The organism is Bradyrhizobium sp. F1.13.3 (genome assembly GCF_040548265.1).
In the GTDB taxonomy this organism is placed as follows: domain Bacteria; phylum Pseudomonadota; class Alphaproteobacteria; order Rhizobiales; family Xanthobacteraceae; genus Bradyrhizobium.
Map to the genome: position 1 here is coordinate 225,366 of NZ_JBEPRI010000009.1, position 16,861 is coordinate 242,226.

Here is a 16,861-nt window from a genome sequence, read left to right on the forward strand (position 1 = left end):
TCATTGGTCGCTGCACCATGCCGCACCGGAGGTCCCAAGACTTTCGCGGACGGTTGATTTTCGCCTGAGACGACTTTGATTTTTGCTTGAGACGACAGAAACGTGCGATTTCGCTTTGAAAACAACGTGCTCGACGGCGACCTGCGGGAACTCACCTGCAGCGGGGCAGCCGTGCCGTTGCAGCCGCAGGTGTTCGATCTCCTGCTTTATCTGGTGGCGCAGCGCACCCGTGTGGTCAGCAAGGATGACCTGATCAGCGAAATTTGGAGCGATCGGATCATCTCGGATTCCGCCCTGAACAGCCGGATCAACGCCGCCCGCAAGGCGCTCGGCGACGACGGTGCGAGCCAGCGGCTGATCAAGACCATTCCGCGCAAGGGCTTTCGTTTCGTCGGCGAAGTACGGGAAGAAGTGGCAGCCGCGACGGCGTCCGCTGAACCCGTCGCTGCCCTGCCGCGCGCCTTAGCGGATCGTCCGGCGGTCGCGGTGCTTGCTTTCGAGAACATGAGCGGCAATCCCGCGCAGGACTATTTCGGCGACGGCATCAGCGAGGACATCCTCACCGCGCTGTCGAAGCAGCGCTGGTTCATGGTGATCGCCCGCAACTCGTCCTTCACTTACAAGGGACGCGCGGTCCACATCCGGCAGATCGCCGAGGAACTCGGCGTCCGCTACATCGTCGAAGGCAGCGTGCGCAAGTCGGACAACAGGGTGCGCATCACCGCACAGCTCAACGACGCCACAACCGGCAGCCATCTCTGGGCCGAGCGCTACGACCGCGAGCTGGTCGACGTGTTCGCCGTGCAGGACGAAATCACCAACGCGATCGCCGCGGCGATCGAGCCGCAAATTCATGCGGCGGAAAGTTTTCGCGCCCATCGCAAGCCCCCTGCGAGCCTGGATGCCTGGGATCTCCTGATGCGGGCGCTGTCACATTACTGGCGCGTGACGCGGCGGGATCACGAGACCGCGCGGGCGCTGCTGGAACGCGCGGTCGGGATCGACCCGAACTACGGCCAGGCGCTGTCGGTGCTCGCGGCGAACCACATGTTCGGCGTGCATCTCGGCTGGGCCGAGCTGGCCGTGGTGGCGCCGGTGGCGGAAGCCGCCGCGCTCGCCGCGGTGCGCTGCGACCACGAGGATGCCTGGGCGCACGCCGCCCTCGGCAGCGTCTACTTCTCGACGCGAAGGCTGGCGGATGCACTGTCCGAGTTCGAACAGGCGCTCGCGCTCAATCCGAACTTCTCACTGGCGCAGGGCTATTACGCACTGGCGCTGTCCTATGCCGGGCGGCCGAAAGATTCATTCGAGGCAGCACAGAGGGCAATGCGGCTCTCGCCGCGCGATCCATCCCTGGCGATCTATCACGGCATCGCCGGCTATGCCCGCTTCACCGAGCGGCGCTATGGCGAGGCCATCGCGCTCGCGCGCGAGGCGATCCGCCACCGTGGCGACCTCACCGGCGCCTACCGCGTGCTCGCGGTTTCTGCCGGCATGATTGGCGACGGCGTGCTTGCGGAGATGGCGCTGGGCGAGCTCCGCCGCACCCAACCCAACATCTCGCTGCACTGGATCGGGACGCAACTGCCATGGGCCAATGAGGCCGACCGCGAGCACTATCTGGAAGGATTCCGGCGAGCGGGCTTGCGCTAGACGATCGTCACGCCGGGTCTGCGTCGCGTTTGCGGCGCAGATGGACGACGACGTCGAGCCGCGCGATCTCATGGCCCGGAAGCGCCTCGGGCATCCTGGTGAAGGTCAGGCCGTCGGTGACGTCGACCAGCACATCCTCGCCTTCGAGGTAGAAATGCGGATGCACGGACGTGTCGGTGTCGAAGAACGACTTGATGCCGTCGGCTGCGATCCGGCGCAACAGGCCGGCTTCGGTGAACTGGTTCAGCGTGTTGTAGACGGTCGCAAGCGACAGCCGCAGATTGGCAGCCGTCGCTTCTTCATAAAGCCCCTCCGCTGTCACATGACGATGGGGGCAGAGGAACAGCATTTTGCCGAGCGCCAGGCGGTGGCGCGTCAGCCTGAGGCCGGCATCGCCGAGCAATTGCGCGCAACGTGCTGACGCCTCGTCCGCGAAGGAGATGGCGATATCATCTGAATCCGCTTCGGGTGGGGTGGAATGGACGTTCATCGTCGATGCACTCGCAGTTGACCGGTCACGCGGAGCCTCACCGCGTCCTGCCATCAGATCGCAGAAGGGGCAGCCCGGCTTTGATCCCGATCAAATCCGGAACGAGCCCGCTCCTGACCTATCTCAAGGCGGCCGAGTTTATTCCCGGCCAGAATAGCCCCACACAAATGAGGCTCACATGTCCAAGCCGGTTCCCGACAAGGCAGAGATCGCGCTCGAATATCCCGACAAGTTCTATGTCGGCACCTTCGGGCATTCATCGCGGTTCGAGGCGCGACTCGACGGCAGCGGCGTTGCGCTGGTGCTGCAGCAGCCGGGCACGGCGGACGAACGCAAATCGGTGCACCTGCACCTCAATTTCGGCCTGCTCGCCGGAATCCTGCGCGAGCTCGCGGGCAGTGTCGCGGCCATCCCCAAGGACGACATCGCGCACCGGGAGCAACTCGCGGATGCGCTTGCCGAGTTGCAACGGGTGCTGCGGCCCTCCTGAAGCCGGGCGGCGCGGCGGCGCCGGCTTGGCCGTCAAATGCCGTAACAGGACGCGCTGTACATTTTTTGGGCGAACACTGTCGAGACTTTCATCTTGCGGCGCCGAACGAGACTGTGTGAGCCTCGATCCCGGATGGGGACTGGGATGGGCTGGCCATAGCTTTGCGCGCCACGACGTGCGAAGCGTCTGCGGCTGGTCTCGCTTGAGAAAGATACGACATGTCAAAACGAGTGTTGCTTGGCGTCCTCCTGGCTTGCGGCCTCACGGCCCCGGCGCTGGCGCAAGAGCCGAAAGCGGGTGGAGCGATCAATGCCGTGATTCAGCCCGAGCCGCCCGGCCTGATGCTGGCGATGGTCCAGAACGGCCCGGTGCAGATGGTGTCGGGCAACATTTTCGAAGGCCTGCTTCGCTACAGCCCCAAGCTCGAACCACAGCCGGAGCTCGCCGAGAGCTGGAGCGTCAGCGAGGACGCAAAAACCTACACATTCAAGCTCAGGAAGGGCGTGACCTGGCATGACGGCAAGCCCTTCACCGCCGCCGACGTGCTATTCTCGCTCGATATGTTGAAGCAGACGCATGCGCGCGCCCGCAACAATCTCGCGCAGGTCGACAAGGTCGAGGCTCCCGACGACTACACCGTGGTGTTCACGCTGAAGCAGCCGTTCGGCCCGTTCCTCGGCATCTTCGAGGTCGGCTCGATGCCGATGGTACCGAAGCATCTCTATGAAGGCACCGACTGGAAGACCAATCCCTACAACAACGCCCCGGTCGGCACCGGCCCCTTCATGTTCAAGGAATGGCAGAAGGGCTCTTTCATCCGCCTGGTCAAGAACCCGAACTATTACGAGAAGGGCAAGCCCTATCTCGACGAGATCTACTGGCAGATCATTCCCGATGCCGCGGCGCGATCGGTGGCATATGAGACCGGCAAGGTCGACGTGCTGCCCGGCGGCTCGGTCGAGAATTTCGACGTGCCCCGGCTCTCCAAGCTGAAGGACACCTGCGTCACCGGCGCCGGCTGGGAGTTCTTCTCGCCGCTGGCCTGGCTGTGGCTCAACAACCGCCAGGGTCCGCTCGCCGACAAGCGGGTGCGGCAGGCGGTTATGTTTGCGATCGACCGCGACTTCGCCAAGGACGTGATCTGGAACGGGCTCGGCAAGGTCGCGACCGGCCCGTCCGCCTCGACCATCAAGTACTACACCGCCGACGTGCCGAAATACCCTTACGATCCGGCCAAGGCCAAGGCGCTGTTGAAGGAAGCCGGCTACAAGGGCGAGAAGATCCGCCTTCTGCCGCTCGCCTATGGCGAGACCTGGCAGCGCTGGGGTGAAGCCGTGAAGCAGAACCTCCAGGACGTCGGCATGAACATCGAGACCATCGCCACCGACGTCGCGGGCGGCAACCAGAAGATCGGCGACTGGGACTACGACATCGCTTTCACCTATCTCTACCAGTACGGCGATCCCGCACTCGGCGTCGGCCGCAACTATGTCTCCAGCGCCATCGCCAAGGGCCAGGTGTTCAACAATGTCGAGGGTTACTCCAACCCGGAAATCGACAAGCTGTTCGCCGACGGCGCGGTGGCGACGCCCGACTCCAAGCGCAAGGAGATCTACGAGAAGGCGCAGAAGATCCTGGTCGAGGACGTGCCGGTGGCCTGGATGCTCGAGCTGCAATTCCCGACCGTCATGCGCTGCAAGGTCAAGAACCTGATCACCACCGGGATCGGGGTCAATGACGGCTTCAAGGACGCATGGCTCGACAAGTGAGGGCAGGCGTTCCAGGCTCCCCTTACCTCTCCCGCTTGCGGGAGAGGTCGCTGCGCTCGAAGAGCGTAGCGGGTGAGGGGCCTCTCCACTTGGCAATCCCTCTGCGGAAATACCCTCTCCCTCTCCCGGGAGAGGGGGCGCATCGCGATTGCCGCTGCGTTCAACCTGATCTGATCGCCGTCTAATTATGCTCTCCTTCGTCGCTCAGCGTATCATGAAGGGCGTGATCGTCCTGCTTGCGATCGTCGTCCTCAATTTCTTCCTGATCCGGCTCGCGCCCGGCGATCCCGCGGTCGTGATGGCGGGCGAGGCCGGCGCCAGCGACCAGATATTCGTCCAGCAGCTCCGGGAGAAGTTCGGCCTGGACAAGCCGCTGCCCGAGCAGCTCTTCGTCTACGTCAAGGGCGTCGTGACGCTCGACCTCGGCTTCTCCTTCCGCCAGCAGGCGCCGGTGTCGAAGCTGATCCTGGAACGGCTTCCGGCGACGCTTCTACTCACGCTGACGGCGTTCGCGATCTCACTGGTGCTCGGCATCCTGTTCGGCACCTTTGCGGCGCGCTTCGCGGGGACCTGGCTCGACACCGCCATCACGATCTTCGCGCTGATCTTCTACGCCATGCCGATCTTCTGGGTGGCGCTGATGGGCATCCTGTTGTTCTCGGTCACTGTCGATTGGCTGCCGAGCTTCGGCTATGAGACGGTCGGCGCCAACCTCTCCGGCCCTGCCCATGCGGTCGACGTCGCAAGGCACCTGATCATGCCGGCGATGACGCTCGGCCTGTTCTTCATGGCGACTTACACCCGCATGACGCGCGCCTCGATGCTGGAGGTGAAGCGTCTCGACTTCGTCAAGACCGCGCGCGCCAAAGGCCTGTCCGATGCCGTGATCCAGCGCCGCCACGTCCTGCGCAACGCGCTCCTGCCAGTCGTGACGCTCGCCGGCGTCCACTCCGGCACCCTGATCGGCGGCGCCGTCATCACCGAGACCGTGTTCGCCTGGCCCGGCATCGGACGCCTGATGTACGACGCCCTGCTCCAGCGCGACTACAATCTGCTGCTCGGCGTCTTCGTGATCTGTTCCGCCATGGTCCTGACCTTCAACCTTATCACCGACCTGGTCTATCGCCTGGTCGACCCGCGCATCGAATTCACCACATGAAACAGTTTTGGAAATCGATGCTGAGGAGCCCGAGCGGCGTCATCGGGCTGATCATCCTGCTGCTTGCTATCTCGGTCGCCCTGTTCGGTCCGATGCTGTTCCCGAACTCGCCCTGGCGCATGGTGCAGCGGCCGTTCCTGCCGCCGTTCACGCTCGCGACCGTCCCGCTCGGCACCGACGCGCTCGGCCGCGACGTGTTCGCCGGCATGATCTTCGGCGCACGCGTCTCGCTGCTGGTCGGCATGGTCTCCACCCTGGTGGCGCTGGTCGTCGGCGTTCCCATAGGCGCCATGGCAGGCTATTTCGGCGGCAGGGTCGACGACGCCCTGATGCGCTTCACCGAGTTCTTCCAGACCATTCCGAGCTTTGCGCTCGCGATCGTGCTGGTCGCGATCCTGCAGCCCTCGATCTATTCGATCGTCGCCTCGATCGCGCTGGTAAGCTGGCCGCCGGTTGCGCGTCTCGTCCGCGGCGAGGTGCTGTCGCTGCGTACGCGGGAATACGTCCAGGCCGCCGTGGTCACGGGCCAGAGCAACACCTGGATCATCCTGCGCGAAATCCTGCCGAACACGCTATCGCCGGTCATCGTGCTGGCTTCGCTGATGGTGGCGACCGCGATCCTGCTGGAATCCTCGCTGGCGTTCCTCGGCCTCGGCGATCCCAATCTGATCTCCTGGGGCTACATGGTCGGCGCCGGCCGCACCGTGATCCGCCAGGCCTGGTGGATCACCGTGTTTCCCGGCGTCGCGATCCTGATTTCGGTGCTGGGGCTCAATTTGATCGGCGAAGGCCTCAACGACGCGCTCAATCCGCGCCTGTCGCGGGAGGGCCGCTGATCATGAACGCACCGCCCGCCGTCTCCATCAAGAATCTGCGGATCGCATTGCCCAAGGGCGCGGAACGGCCGTACGCGGTCGACGGCGTCTCGCTCGATTTGCGGCCCGGGAAGATTGTCTGCGTCGTCGGCGAATCCGGCTCCGGCAAATCGATGTGCGCGCACGCGCTGATGGGCCTGTTGCCTGACACGGTCACCGTCACCTCCGGCGAGATCCAGTTCGAAGGCCGCGACCTGCTCAAACTAGACGACGACGGCTGGCGCGATCTGCGCGGCCGCCGGTTCGCGATGATCTTTCAGGAGCCGATGACCGCGCTCAATCCGTTGATGCGGATCGGCGATCAGATGGCGGAGATGTTCGAGGCGCACGGCCTGCTCACGCCGAAGGAGCGGCGCCACAAGGCGCTGTCGCTGGCGCGCGAGGTCGGCCTCCCCGACCCCGAGCGCATCGTGCGCGCCTATCCGCACCAGCTCTCCGGCGGCCAGCGCCAGCGCGCCATGATCGCGATGGCGCTTGCGCTCGAACCGGCGGTGCTGGTCGCGGACGAGCCGACCACCGCGCTCGACGTCACCACGCAGGCGCAGATCCTGAAACTGATCCGCAACCTCCAGCGCAATCGAAACATGGCGGTGATGTTCATCACCCATGATTTCGGCGTGGTCGCCGACATCGCTGACCAGGTCGTGGTGTTGCGCCATGGCAAGGTGGTCGAGGAAGGCGCCGCCTCGGCCGTCTTCAACGCGCCGCAGCACGACTACACGAAGGCGCTGCTCGCCGCCGTGCCCTCGATGGATCCGCCCGCCCGCAGCCCCCTCGACGACCAGGCCAAGGCGGTCGAGGTGATCGGACTGGACAAGACCTACGTCACCTCGGGCGGCTGGTTTCGCGAGGACCGCCGCGTCGATGCCGCGCGCGAAGTCAACTTCACGATTCTCAAGGGCGAGACGCTCGGCCTGGTTGGCGAATCCGGTTCCGGCAAATCGTCGGTGGCCCGGCTGGTGATGCGGCTGATCGAGGCCGACCGCGGCACCGTGCGGATCGGCGAGACCGATCTCACAAAGCTCGCGGGCAAGGCACTGCGCGCTGAGCGCCACCGCATCCAGATGATCTTCCAGGATCCGTTCGCTTCGCTCAATCCGCGTCGCAAGGTCGGTCATATCATCGCCGACGGCCCGATCGCGGCCGGCACCGATCCGAAAGTCGCGTTGGACCGCGCTCGCGATCTCCTCAAGATGGTCGGGCTCGATGCCGGCGCGCTCGAGCGCTATCCGCATGAATTCTCCGGTGGCCAGCGCCAGCGCATCGGCATTGCGCGCGCGCTCGCGCTCGAGCCCGAGATCATCGTCGCGGACGAGGCTGTCTCCGCGCTCGACGTCTCCGTGCAGGCGCAGGTCCTGAGGTTGCTCGAAGACCTCAAGGCTCGTCTCGGCCTCTCGATGCTGTTCATCACCCACGATCTGCGGGTTGCGGCGCAAATCTGCGACCGCATCGCCGTGATGCAGCGCGGCGCCATCGTCGAGCTGAAGCCCACCGCGCAGCTGTTCGCCGCGCCCGAGCATGCCTATACACGCGAGCTTCTCGCGGCGGTGCCTGGGCAGAGAGAGCGCGCGCCGGCGGCGTAAGTCAGCCGGTCGCGGTTTCTACTTCGTCCGAGGATTCGTGTTGTTCCAGGTGGGGACTGAGTTTGTTACGCCGACGGAGGGCTGGTTGGAGGTCCCGACCGACGGCGCTGTCACGGTCCCGACAGTCTGCCCGGAACTTCCAATAGTCCCTTGCTGTACCGGTGCTCCAGAGCGTCCGCTCGTGCCGCTTGGTGTCTTTGTCCCCGACGTTTGAGCGTTTACAGCGAGTGGCGCTGCGGCCAATCCGAGAGCGATAAGTGCGGCAGTGGAGCGTTTCGTTGTTGTCATGGCTGATCCTTTCGGGCGCGGTCCTTCAATCGCAATGCCGCTTGTCAGGCGCCCGTGCACTGAGTGACCTTACAACTCGATGCGTGAGAAAATGTGCCGCAATGCCATCACGCCGCCGGGCTCAACACTTCATCACGATGCTGCGAAGCGGGTCTGGCCGACCACCGGATGCGCCGTAAGCCGGCGTATCGCTGAAGGTATCGCGCTCCACCTCAGGAACGGAATACTCACGGGCTTTTTATCCCTCGTGACCGCCCGCGGGGCTGCAAAGCCGAAGCCGGCACCCCACATCCGCATGGAATGATTCCCATCATGTGATGATGGACCGAGGATCTATTGGAGCCGACATGGGCCAGATTATTCAGTTTGTCTCGAAATCCGAGCGCGAGCGCATTCGCCTCATCCAGGAAGCGCGCGCGATCTACGACAGCATCTTCCCGCCGGCTGATCCGGTGAGCGAACGATCGGGCGGAGCCTCTGCGCATCGCAGCGACGGAGGCAACCTCGCGTGATCAAGATCATCGCCGTGCTCTGCAACCTCGCCTCTCCAGCGAACTGTCATGAGCAAACCGTCACCACATCCGACTTCGCCGACGTCTCGATGCAATCGTGCCTGGTGGGTGCGCCGCAGCTCGCCGAATGGATGAACCAGCATCCAGCCGAGCGCCTCGCCGGATGGCGCTGCGTGATCGGCCAACAGGCCGGCCGGGGAATTTAGGATCGCGCGCGCTGTCCCTGAACGATCCGAAATGCCTGGTCACCACCATGACCATTGCTGGTCGCGCTCTATCTTCTCTCCGGTCTTGCGACCGGCACAGCATTGGCACGCGGTACAGGCGCGCCTACCTGACGGGCGGGTTGGTGTTGCTCCAGGTCGGGACTGCGTTGGTCACGCCGACCGACGGCCAATTATACGCGCCTATCGATGGCGCCGTGACCGTCCCGACCGACTGTCCAGACGACCCGTAGGCTCTGGGCTGCGCTGCCAATGATCCTGCGCTTCCATAGCTCGGAGCCACCACGCCGGTGCTGTAAGATCGGTTTGACCGGTGCTTTTTGGCTTCAGCCGCGAACGGCGCGGCAAGCAGCCCGATGGTGACCAGGGCGGCAACGGCGGATTTGATGCTCATGACAGATCCCTTCATTCTGCGGCCCGCTTGGCATCTGTTCATTCAACGGCGGATTTCCATAGGCACCCGTTCATAACTCCGTGCGCGGGCGAAGGTGCCGCGGAGCGGTCGCACGGCATGATCAGCGCCGCCGCGGACGACAGGCTTTGCGGTTGTGGCGCTCCTTGACGGTCGCGACCGAGTGCATCAGCTCCTTGAAAGCCGCGATGGCCTTGTCGTCGCCGAGTGCGCTGTCACCGAGCGCTTCCAGATGCTCAATGACCACGAGCAGCGCATCCGCGACCTGGCCGATCTGCTTGCCGTAACTGCCGACATCCGACAGCAGGTCCTTCTCGACGTCGGGCGCCGAGGATTGGCCCACCGTGATGTTCACGAGACCGAACTGGCCGCCGGCCGGACTGAAGAACGACGTGATCGGGTTGATGGATTGCACGACGTCCCCCGACAGAGGCAGCTTGAACACCGGCATGCGGTTATCCTTTCCTGGCTGAGCCCGGCGGGCGCGAGACTAGCACGCCCGCCCGCTACGCGTGCCTCGCCTTCGGATGGACCCGAATCAGCTCTAATGCATTCACCTCATCGACTTCGCGTATTGAGGCGACATGACCGGTCCCGAACTGAAGCAACTCCGCAACGATCTCTCGGATGTCCTCGACCGCAAGCTCACCGCGGCCGACATGGCCCGGCTTTGCGGATTGCCGGAGAAGGGCGGCGCCGACACCATCCGGCGCTGGGAAGTGAGCGGCCCGACACCGTCCGCGACCAAGGTGCTGCGCGTGCTCGCGATGGCGAGCGAGCGCTATCCGATCCTGGAGAAGTTCGACGTCTTCGATCGTCATGACGTTCGCGAGGAAGACCGGCCCGCGAAGCGCGCTGCATTCCGCGAACAGATGCGCGATGAGGCGCGGCGCCGTCTTGGTTAATGGGATGCTCGCGCAAGTTACCCTGATAGCGCCGAGTTAAGTCTTCCTTCACCACTTCTTAAGCCGACATTAAGCACGAAAATCATTTACAGCCCAATAAGTTAGGTTGGCTGCCGCTGTGCCACGGATGTGACAGCATTTTCGTCAAAAGCGAGCTATCTGCAAAACCAACGACGGCGCGGAAAGCGCGCCTGCCGGGGACCTAAGTGCTGGAGTTTGGACGATGAAGAAGATTCTGTTTGCGACCGTCGCGCTGCTCGTGGTGGGCGCTGCCGCGCCGGCAGTCGGTGCCGATCTCGGTAACCGCAACTACTACAAGACGCCCGCGCCCGCCTATGCCGCGCCGATCTACAACTGGACCGGCTTCTATATCGGCGGCCATGTCGGCGGCGCGTTCTCCAGCGACAACAATTTCAGCGGCCTCTCCACCGGCAATAACGGCAACGGCCGTTTCCTCGGCGGCCTGCAGGCCGGTGCGGACTGGCAGTTCAACCCGAACTTCGTCGTCGGTGTCGAAGGCCAGTATTCCTGGCTCTCCGGCAGCGTCGGCGCGGTGTTCCCGGGCGGCGTCGCCTACACTAACGACCAGCGTGGTCTCGGCTCGATCACCGGCCGCGTCGGCTACACCTGGGGTCCGGGCCTGCTCTACGTGAAGGGCGGCTACGCCTATTCGGACAACAACGAGAGGGTGACCGTCGGCGGCGTGCCGACCGGCTTCATCATCAGCGGTGACCACCGCAACGGCTACACCGTCGGTGCCGGCCTCGAATACATGTTCGCGCCGAACTGGTCGGCCAAGGCCGAGTACCAGTACTACAATTTCGGCGACGCGCACTTCACCGCGGGCCCGCTGGCGGGAACCGGCAACTTCACCACCGACGACCACACCATCAAGGCGGGCGTCAACTACCGCTTCAACTGGGCCAACTCGGCGGTCGCGCGCTACTGAACGGTTACCAAGACCTTATCGTGATGGAAGGGCCGGCATCGTTGCCGGCCCTTCTTTTTTCGCTGTGCGGAACGCGCTCAACCGATTGAGCAACTTGCGATTTTTTAACCTGGCCCGAGGATACTGCGCGGCGAAAGCATAAAGATCACGCGTGGGGGAATTTCGATGGCGATCCGTCTGGGCCTTGGCCGTCTGCTTGGTCGTATCCGGCCTCGTTTCAAAATGCCGACATGGGGCGTGCGCGGCAGCCTGTTCACGGCCTTCGCGGTGATCGCGGGCATGGGCCTCGTGATTGCAGCCGGCGCCGGCTTCGTCTTCAACCATCTCGGCAGCACCATGATGGACCTGAGCGGCCGCGACATCCCGCGCCTTTCCGCCAGCCTTCAACTCGCATCGCAAAGCGCAACGCTCGCGGCACAGGGGCCGGGCCTCCTGGCGTCGCCGTCCGATGAGGCGCTGAACGAACGCACCAAGAAGGTGCAGGAGATCCAGCAGCTCGCCATGGCCAAGCTCGGCGAGATCATCGAGCACGGCGCCGACAAGCAGATCGCAACCGCGTTGCGCGACACCGCCAAGAGCATCGACGAGGCGACCCAGAGCCTGGTGTCGGCCGCGCGCGAACGGCTCGATACCGGCGCGCTGCATGACAAGCAATATGAAGCACTCCGCAAGGCGCAGCTCACCTTCGTCGGTGCGGCCGGTCCTGCCATGCTGGATGCGCAAACGCGCCTGAACGCGATCCTCGGCGCGGCGGAAGTTTCCGCCGACGATGCCACCGAAGCCGCCCGCACCGTCTCACAGGTCGCGACCATCTCCGCCAACGGCAATCTGATGGCCGCCGACATGATGGCGGCGCTGTCGGCCAACAACAGCGATACGCTGGAGGCGATCGAGAAGGAGTTCAAGGCGACGCGCGACCGCGTCAAGTCTAACCTCGAGGACCTGCCGAACATGGCCTCGATGCAAGCGGTGCGCGACACCGTGCAAAAGCTGTTCGCCTTCGGTGAGGGCAAGACGGGCGTGTTCAAGATCCGCCAGAAGGAGCTCGACGCCATCGACTACGGCCAGACCATCCTGGACGAGACCCGCAAGCTCAATGTCGGCCTCGGCATCAGCGTGCAGCAGCTGGTCGAGGGTGTGCAGAAGGAGACCAACGCGTCGACCTTCCAGGCGCGGCATGAGATCTCGCTCGCGACCACCGCGATGCTGGCGCTCGGCGCACTGATGCTGGTCGGCTCGGCGCTGTTCGTCTGGCTCTATGTCGGCCGCAACATCCTGCGTCGCATTCGCGAGCTTCAACGCGCCATGCAGTTGCTCTCGGCAGGCGACCTCGACACCGAGATCGTCCGCTCCCGGCAGAACGACGAGATCGGCGCGATGAAGGAAACGCTGACGGTGTTCCGCGACAGCATGATCGAAGCCCGGGCGCTTGCGAGCGAGCAGGACAGGGATCGCGTTGCCAAGGCCGAGCGTGCGGCGCAGATGGAGGCGAAGATTGCAGACTTCGAGGGCGCGGTCCGCTCCGCACTCGACAATCTCGCGCAGTCAGCCAATTCGATGCAATCGACCGCGCAGAGCATGTCGAACACGGCAGACCAGTCCAATGCGCTGGTGAACGCAGTTGCATCCGCAGCCGAAGAGACCTCGGTCAACGTGCAGACCGTATCGTCAGGCACCGAGCAGCTCTCGTCCTCGATCGAGGAGATCAGCAAGCAGGTCGTCACCTCGGCCGCGATCGCCAGGAAGGCGGTCGACGAAGCCGGCGCGACCGACGCTACGGTGCAGAGCCTCGCCGACAGCGCGAGCCGCATCAGCGTGGTGGTCGACCTGATCCAGACCATTGCCTCGCAAACCAATCTGCTGGCGCTCAACGCCACCATCGAGGCGGCGCGCGCGGGCGAAGCCGGCCGCGGCTTCGCGGTGGTCGCCTCCGAGGTGAAGAGCCTCGCGAGCCAGACCGCCAAAGCGACGGAGGAGATCCGCAGCCAGATCGCCAGCATGCAGTCAGTGACGACTTCGGCGGTCGGCGCCATCCAGGGCATCGGCCGGATCATCGGCGAGATCAACGACGTCACCACGACGATCGCCGCCGCGGTCGAGGAACAGGGCGCGGCGACACGCGAGATCGCCCGCAACATCCAGCATGCAGCCGGCGGCACCAGCGAGGTCTCCAGCAACATCGTCGGCGTCTCCACGGCTTCGGCGGAAGCCGGCGCAGCGGCGAACGAAGTGCTCGGCGCCTCCGACGCGCTCCGCCGCGAGGCCGACATGCTGCGCGGAGAGATCGACGCATTCCTCAACAACATGCGGGCGGCGTAGGCGCCGTTCCGTAACCCGGAATGACCGCCATGCGGGCCGCGCCAGCGTTCTTTTTCGGCTGGCGCGGCGGGAGAGGTGGGTTTAAGCCGGTAGCATGAACGCAAAGACCGACACCGTGCAGTCCTCCGCCGACGCCCTGCGCTATCCCTGGGAACAGCATCCCGGCCCCGAAGAGGTCGTCGAGGTAAAGCCCGGCGTGTTGTGGGCGCGGCTGAAGCTGCCGTTCCGCCTCAACCATGTGAACATCTATCTGCTCGCCGACGGCGACGGCTATGCCATGATCGATGCCGGCTTCGGCAATGAGGAGACGATCGAAGCCTGGACGAAGCTGTTCGACGGGCCGCTGAAGGGTGTCAACATCACGCGCCTGATCGTGACCCATTCCCATCCCGATCATGTCGGTCTGGCCGGGTGGATCGTCGAGCGGTTCAACTGCCCGCTGGTGATGTCGCAGGTCGAATATCTGCAATCGGTCTATCACCAGAACCGCGGCACCGAGGAGCGGCAGGAGGCGCAGCGGCTGTTCTTCCGCCGCCACGGCATGGACGAGTCGCTCACCGAAAAACTGCTCGGCCGCGGCCAGGACTATCTCAAGCGCGTCTCGGTGCTGCCGCCGTCCTACCGCCGCATCTCGCATGGCGAGGACGTCGTGATTGGCACGCGCCGCTTCAAGGTGATCACCGGCGGCGGTCACGCGCTCGACCAGGTGATGCTGTATTGCGCCGACGACAAGCTGTTCCTCTCGGCCGACCAGGTACTGAGCAAGATCTCGCCGAACGTCAGCGTGTGGGCGGTCGAACCCGACCAGAACTCGCTCGGCGAATATCTGGCCTCGCTCGCCAGCCTCACCACGACTCTCCCCTATGACGTGCTGGTACTGCCGGGCCACGGCGTGCCGTTCTACGGGCTGAAGACCCGCATCAAGCAGCTCGCCGATCACCACGAGGAGCGCTGCCGCCTGATCGCGGAAGCCTGCCGCGAGGTACCGCAGACCTCGCGCGCATTGGTGCCCGTCGTGTTCAACAAGCACGTGCTGGACGAACATCAGATGGGTTTCGCCGCCGGCGAACTGGTCGCTCACGTCAACTACATGATCGTCGAGGGCCGGCTGACGGCGGAGATGAAAGACGGCGTGTTGCAGTTCAGGACGACCTGAGTTTCAGGCGCCGCCGATGACCCATGAGGCCATCCGCAACCTGCTAGCACGGGACGACGACGAAGCGCTGGGCGAGCTTCGGACACTGTCAACGGCGAGCGATGCCTTTGTGCGGCGAACCGCAATCGAGGTCATCGGACACCACAAGCGGGGGCATGAACTCCGCACGATTATTGCCGCTGCCTTTTCCGACACGTCAGATTACGTCAGGCACACCGCCTGCGGCATCGTCGAGCAATGGAAGCTTGCCGAAGCTCACGATCTCGTGCTGCCCCTTCTGAGGGCGCCCGAAGCATCGACGCGGGAGTGCGCGCTTCGCGCTCTCGCGGAGATCTGGCATGAGGCGGATTTCCATTCGATCTTTGATCTCTACAGGCGCGATCCGGAAATCGGAGTTCGGAAGGAACCCTCGCGGACCTTGCGGCGAGGCGCCGCCGCGGGCAATTGGCGGCTGCTGTTCGATGCTTTTTCCAGGGATGAGTTTCCCCGGCATCGATTGTGGGCCTGCGAGATCGCCGAGACTTTCGGCGATCCGGACGTCCTACCCGCGCTGACCCCGCTGCTGAACGATGACGACGGACATGTGCGCAAGTCCGCCGCGCACGCACATCAGGCGATCGGGGCGCGCAGATAGCCCGGGCGCAATGGTGCAGAGCAACATCGCATCTCGCGCGAACTTGATCCGGATCAAGTTTCAAATCGCACGATAGGGCATTTTGCCCAAATGCCCCGCAGGTCCAAATGTGGGATAGCGCATAGACATTGGAGCTGGAATAGCTCTAAGGATATGCGGGTCTTTGGTCGGTTCCGCTGCAGGTTTGACGATGGATTACACCCAGTTCTTCAATTCCGCCCTTGATCGTCTCCACACCGAGCGGCGCTACCGCGTGTTCGCCGATCTCGAGCGCATTGCCGGCCGGTTCCCGCATGCGCTCTGGCACTCGCCCAAGGGCAAGCGCGACGTCGTGATCTGGTGCTCCAACGATTATCTCGGCATGGGCCAGCACCCGAAGGTGGTGGGCGCCATGGTCGAGACCGCGACCCGCGTCGGCACCGGCGCCGGCGGCACCCGCAACATCGCCGGCACGCATCATCCGCTCGTACAGCTCGAGGCCGAGCTCGCCGATCTCCACGGCAAAGAAGCCTCGCTGCTCTTCACGTCCGGTTACGTCTCGAACCAGACCGGCATCGCGACCATCGCGAAACTCATTCCGAACTGCCTGATCCTGTCCGACGAGCTCAACCACAATTCGATGATCGAGGGCATCCGCCAGTCCGGCTGCGAGCGGGTCGTGTTCCGCCACAACGACCTCGCCGATCTCGAAGCGCTGTTGAAGGCTGCGGGCCCGAGCCGGCCCAAGCTGATCGCCTGCGAGAGCCTTTATTCGATGGACGGCGACATCGCCCCGCTCGCCAAGATCTGCGACCTCGCCGAGAAGTACGGCGCGATGACCTATGTCGACGAGGTCCACGCCGTCGGCATGTACGGCCCGCGCGGCGGCGGCATCGCCGAGCGCGATGGCGTGATGCATCGCATCGACATTCTCGAAGGCACGCTCGCCAAGGCGTTCGGCTGCCTCGGCGGCTACATCGCCGCCAACGGCCAGATCATCGACGCCGTGCGCTCCTATGCGCCGGGCTTCATCTTCACCACCGCGCTGCCGCCGGCGATCTGCTCGGCCGCGACCGCCGCCATCAAGCATCTGAAGACCTCGAGCTGGGAGCGTGAGCGTCACCAGGACCGCGCCGCCCGGGTCAAGGCGATCCTCAACGCCGCCGGCCTGCCGGTGATGTCGAGCGACACCCACATCGTCCCGTTGTTCATCGGCGATGCCGAAAAGTGCAAGCAGGCCTCCGACCTCCTGCTCGAACAGCACGGCATCTACATCCAGCCGATCAACTATCCGACGGTCGCCAAGGGCTCCGAACGCCTGCGCATCACCCCCTCGCCCTATCACGACGACGGCCTGATCGATCAGCTCGCCGAAGCCCTGCTGCAAGTGTGGGACCGCCTCGGTCTGCCGCTCCGCGAGAAGTCGCTGGCGGCGGAGTAGCTCCGGGTCCTCCTGGCCTAGTG

At 64.4% G+C, this 16,861-nt stretch carries 18 protein-coding genes; 14 read left to right on the plus strand and 4 right to left on the minus strand.

Features of this window, described 5'->3' with window-relative positions; genetic code table 11:
- Positions 1 to 102 precede the first annotated feature (102 nt).
- On the plus strand, positions 103 to 1,653 hold the full coding sequence (locus ABIB66_RS24540; RefSeq protein ID WP_354207651.1) for a winged helix-turn-helix domain-containing protein: 1,551 nt from the start codon (positions 103 to 105) through the stop codon (positions 1,651 to 1,653).
- Between the two features lie 7 nt (positions 1,654 to 1,660).
- Here the strand turns inward: ABIB66_RS24540 and irr are convergent, their stop codons facing one another.
- Positions 1,661 to 2,143 carry a Fur family transcriptional regulator Irr gene (irr, locus tag ABIB66_RS24545; protein ID WP_354207649.1) on the minus strand — a complete coding sequence of 161 codons (483 nt, stop codon included), beginning with the start codon at positions 2,141 to 2,143 and terminating at the stop codon, positions 1,661 to 1,663.
- Between the two features lie 178 nt (positions 2,144 to 2,321).
- On the opposite strand from irr, the gene ABIB66_RS24550 reads away from it, so the two are divergent.
- The 5 genes from ABIB66_RS24550 (at position 2,322) to ABIB66_RS24570 (ending at position 8,019) form a co-directional block, all read left to right on the plus strand.
- Entirely contained in the window at positions 2,322 to 2,633 is a 312-nt protein-coding gene (locus ABIB66_RS24550; RefSeq protein WP_007605124.1) for a hypothetical protein, read from the plus strand.
- A 218-nt stretch (positions 2,634 to 2,851) separates the two neighbouring features.
- On the plus strand, positions 2,852 to 4,402 hold the full coding sequence (locus ABIB66_RS24555; RefSeq protein ID WP_354255952.1) for an ABC transporter substrate-binding protein: 1,551 nt from the start codon (positions 2,852 to 2,854) through the stop codon (positions 4,400 to 4,402).
- Between the two features lie 187 nt (positions 4,403 to 4,589).
- Positions 4,590 to 5,561 carry an ABC transporter permease gene (locus tag ABIB66_RS24560; protein WP_354207645.1) on the plus strand — a complete coding sequence of 324 codons (972 nt, stop codon included), beginning with the start codon at positions 4,590 to 4,592 and terminating at the stop codon, positions 5,559 to 5,561.
- The gene (locus ABIB66_RS24565; RefSeq protein ID WP_018458168.1) at positions 5,558 to 6,397 is read left to right on the plus strand and encodes an ABC transporter permease; all 840 of its coding nucleotides are present in this window, start codon (positions 5,558 to 5,560) and stop codon (positions 6,395 to 6,397) included. The genes ABIB66_RS24560 and ABIB66_RS24565 overlap by 4 nt, the downstream gene beginning before the upstream one ends.
- 2 nt (positions 6,398 to 6,399) lie before the next feature.
- Entirely contained in the window at positions 6,400 to 8,019 is a 1,620-nt protein-coding gene (locus ABIB66_RS24570; RefSeq protein ID WP_354207643.1) for an ABC transporter ATP-binding protein, read from the plus strand.
- Positions 8,020 to 8,037: 18 nt separating this feature from the next.
- On the opposite strand, the gene ABIB66_RS24575 is transcribed toward ABIB66_RS24570, so the two are convergent.
- Positions 8,038 to 8,307 carry a hypothetical protein gene (locus ABIB66_RS24575; RefSeq protein ID WP_354063643.1) on the minus strand — a complete coding sequence of 90 codons (270 nt, stop codon included), beginning with the start codon at positions 8,305 to 8,307 and terminating at the stop codon, positions 8,038 to 8,040.
- Between the two features lie 347 nt (positions 8,308 to 8,654).
- Here ABIB66_RS24575 and ABIB66_RS24580 point away from each other — a divergent pair, with 347 nt between their 5' ends.
- Complete coding sequence (locus ABIB66_RS24580; RefSeq protein ID WP_275170726.1) at positions 8,655 to 8,819, plus strand: hypothetical protein; 165 nt, start codon at positions 8,655 to 8,657, stop codon at positions 8,817 to 8,819.
- Positions 8,816 to 9,025 (plus strand): hypothetical protein, encoded by a 210-nt coding sequence (locus ABIB66_RS24585; RefSeq protein WP_354207640.1) that lies wholly within the window; start codon positions 8,816 to 8,818, stop codon positions 9,023 to 9,025. Before ABIB66_RS24580 ends, ABIB66_RS24585 begins: the two co-directional genes overlap by 4 nt.
- Before the next feature lie 124 nt (positions 9,026 to 9,149).
- On the opposite strand, the gene ABIB66_RS24590 is transcribed toward ABIB66_RS24585, so the two are convergent.
- Positions 9,150 to 9,437: a hypothetical protein gene (locus ABIB66_RS24590; protein ID WP_275170725.1), complete on the minus strand. Its 288-nt coding sequence runs from the start codon at positions 9,435 to 9,437 to the stop codon at positions 9,150 to 9,152.
- A gap of 121 nt (positions 9,438 to 9,558) precedes the next feature.
- Positions 9,559 to 9,906: a hypothetical protein gene (locus tag ABIB66_RS24595; RefSeq protein WP_354063639.1), complete on the minus strand. Its 348-nt coding sequence runs from the start codon at positions 9,904 to 9,906 to the stop codon at positions 9,559 to 9,561.
- Positions 9,907 to 10,039: 133 nt separating this feature from the next.
- On the opposite strand from ABIB66_RS24595, the gene ABIB66_RS24600 reads away from it, so the two are divergent.
- The 6 genes from ABIB66_RS24600 to hemA all read left to right on the plus strand — a co-directional run bounded on the left by ABIB66_RS24600 (position 10,040) and on the right by hemA (position 16,838).
- Positions 10,040 to 10,360: a hypothetical protein gene (locus tag ABIB66_RS24600; RefSeq protein WP_275170721.1), complete on the plus strand. Its 321-nt coding sequence runs from the start codon at positions 10,040 to 10,042 to the stop codon at positions 10,358 to 10,360.
- 223 nt (positions 10,361 to 10,583) lie between these two features.
- On the plus strand, positions 10,584 to 11,309 hold the full coding sequence (locus ABIB66_RS24605) for an outer membrane protein (protein ID WP_354207637.1): 726 nt from the start codon (positions 10,584 to 10,586) through the stop codon (positions 11,307 to 11,309).
- 165 nt (positions 11,310 to 11,474) lie between these two features.
- Positions 11,475 to 13,628 carry a methyl-accepting chemotaxis protein gene (locus ABIB66_RS24610; protein ID WP_354255956.1) on the plus strand — a complete coding sequence of 718 codons (2,154 nt, stop codon included), beginning with the start codon at positions 11,475 to 11,477 and terminating at the stop codon, positions 13,626 to 13,628.
- Positions 13,629 to 13,722: 94 nt separating this feature from the next.
- The gene (locus ABIB66_RS24615) at positions 13,723 to 14,784 is read left to right on the plus strand and encodes an MBL fold metallo-hydrolase (protein ID WP_354207633.1); all 1,062 of its coding nucleotides are present in this window, start codon (positions 13,723 to 13,725) and stop codon (positions 14,782 to 14,784) included.
- Positions 14,785 to 14,800: 16 nt separating this feature from the next.
- Positions 14,801 to 15,418, plus strand: a complete 618-nt coding sequence (locus ABIB66_RS24620; protein ID WP_354255960.1) for a HEAT repeat domain-containing protein — start codon at positions 14,801 to 14,803, stop codon at positions 15,416 to 15,418.
- A gap of 190 nt (positions 15,419 to 15,608) precedes the next feature.
- Entirely contained in the window at positions 15,609 to 16,838 is a 1,230-nt protein-coding gene (gene hemA, locus ABIB66_RS24625; RefSeq protein WP_354207629.1) for a 5-aminolevulinate synthase, read from the plus strand.
- Positions 16,839 to 16,861 lie beyond the last annotated feature (23 nt).

Coding starts and splice junctions, on each gene's coding strand:
- irr (WP_354207649.1), bottom strand. CDS start 2,143: ATGAACGTCCATTCCACCCCACCCGAAGCGGATTCAGATGATATCGCC.
- ABIB66_RS24550 (WP_007605124.1), top strand. CDS start 2,322: ATGTCCAAGCCGGTTCCCGACAAGGCAGAGATCGCGCTCGAATATCCC.
- ABIB66_RS24555 (WP_354255952.1), top strand. CDS start 2,852: ATGTCAAAACGAGTGTTGCTTGGCGTCCTCCTGGCTTGCGGCCTCACG.
- ABIB66_RS24560 (WP_354207645.1), top strand. CDS start 4,590: ATGCTCTCCTTCGTCGCTCAGCGTATCATGAAGGGCGTGATCGTCCTG.
- ABIB66_RS24565 (WP_018458168.1), top strand. CDS start 5,558: ATGAAACAGTTTTGGAAATCGATGCTGAGGAGCCCGAGCGGCGTCATC.
- ABIB66_RS24570 (WP_354207643.1), top strand. CDS start 6,400: ATGAACGCACCGCCCGCCGTCTCCATCAAGAATCTGCGGATCGCATTG.
- ABIB66_RS24575 (WP_354063643.1), bottom strand. CDS start 8,307: ATGACAACAACGAAACGCTCCACTGCCGCACTTATCGCTCTCGGATTG.
- ABIB66_RS24580 (WP_275170726.1), top strand. CDS start 8,655: ATGGGCCAGATTATTCAGTTTGTCTCGAAATCCGAGCGCGAGCGCATT.
- ABIB66_RS24590 (WP_275170725.1), bottom strand. CDS start 9,437: ATGAGCATCAAATCCGCCGTTGCCGCCCTGGTCACCATCGGGCTGCTT.
- ABIB66_RS24595 (WP_354063639.1), bottom strand. CDS start 9,906: ATGCCGGTGTTCAAGCTGCCTCTGTCGGGGGACGTCGTGCAATCCATC.
- ABIB66_RS24600 (WP_275170721.1), top strand. CDS start 10,040: ATGACCGGTCCCGAACTGAAGCAACTCCGCAACGATCTCTCGGATGTC.
- ABIB66_RS24605 (WP_354207637.1), top strand. CDS start 10,584: ATGAAGAAGATTCTGTTTGCGACCGTCGCGCTGCTCGTGGTGGGCGCT.
- ABIB66_RS24610 (WP_354255956.1), top strand. CDS start 11,475: ATGGCGATCCGTCTGGGCCTTGGCCGTCTGCTTGGTCGTATCCGGCCT.
- ABIB66_RS24615 (WP_354207633.1), top strand. CDS start 13,723: ATGAACGCAAAGACCGACACCGTGCAGTCCTCCGCCGACGCCCTGCGC.
- ABIB66_RS24620 (WP_354255960.1), top strand. CDS start 14,801: ATGACCCATGAGGCCATCCGCAACCTGCTAGCACGGGACGACGACGAA.
- hemA (WP_354207629.1), top strand. CDS start 15,609: ATGGATTACACCCAGTTCTTCAATTCCGCCCTTGATCGTCTCCACACC.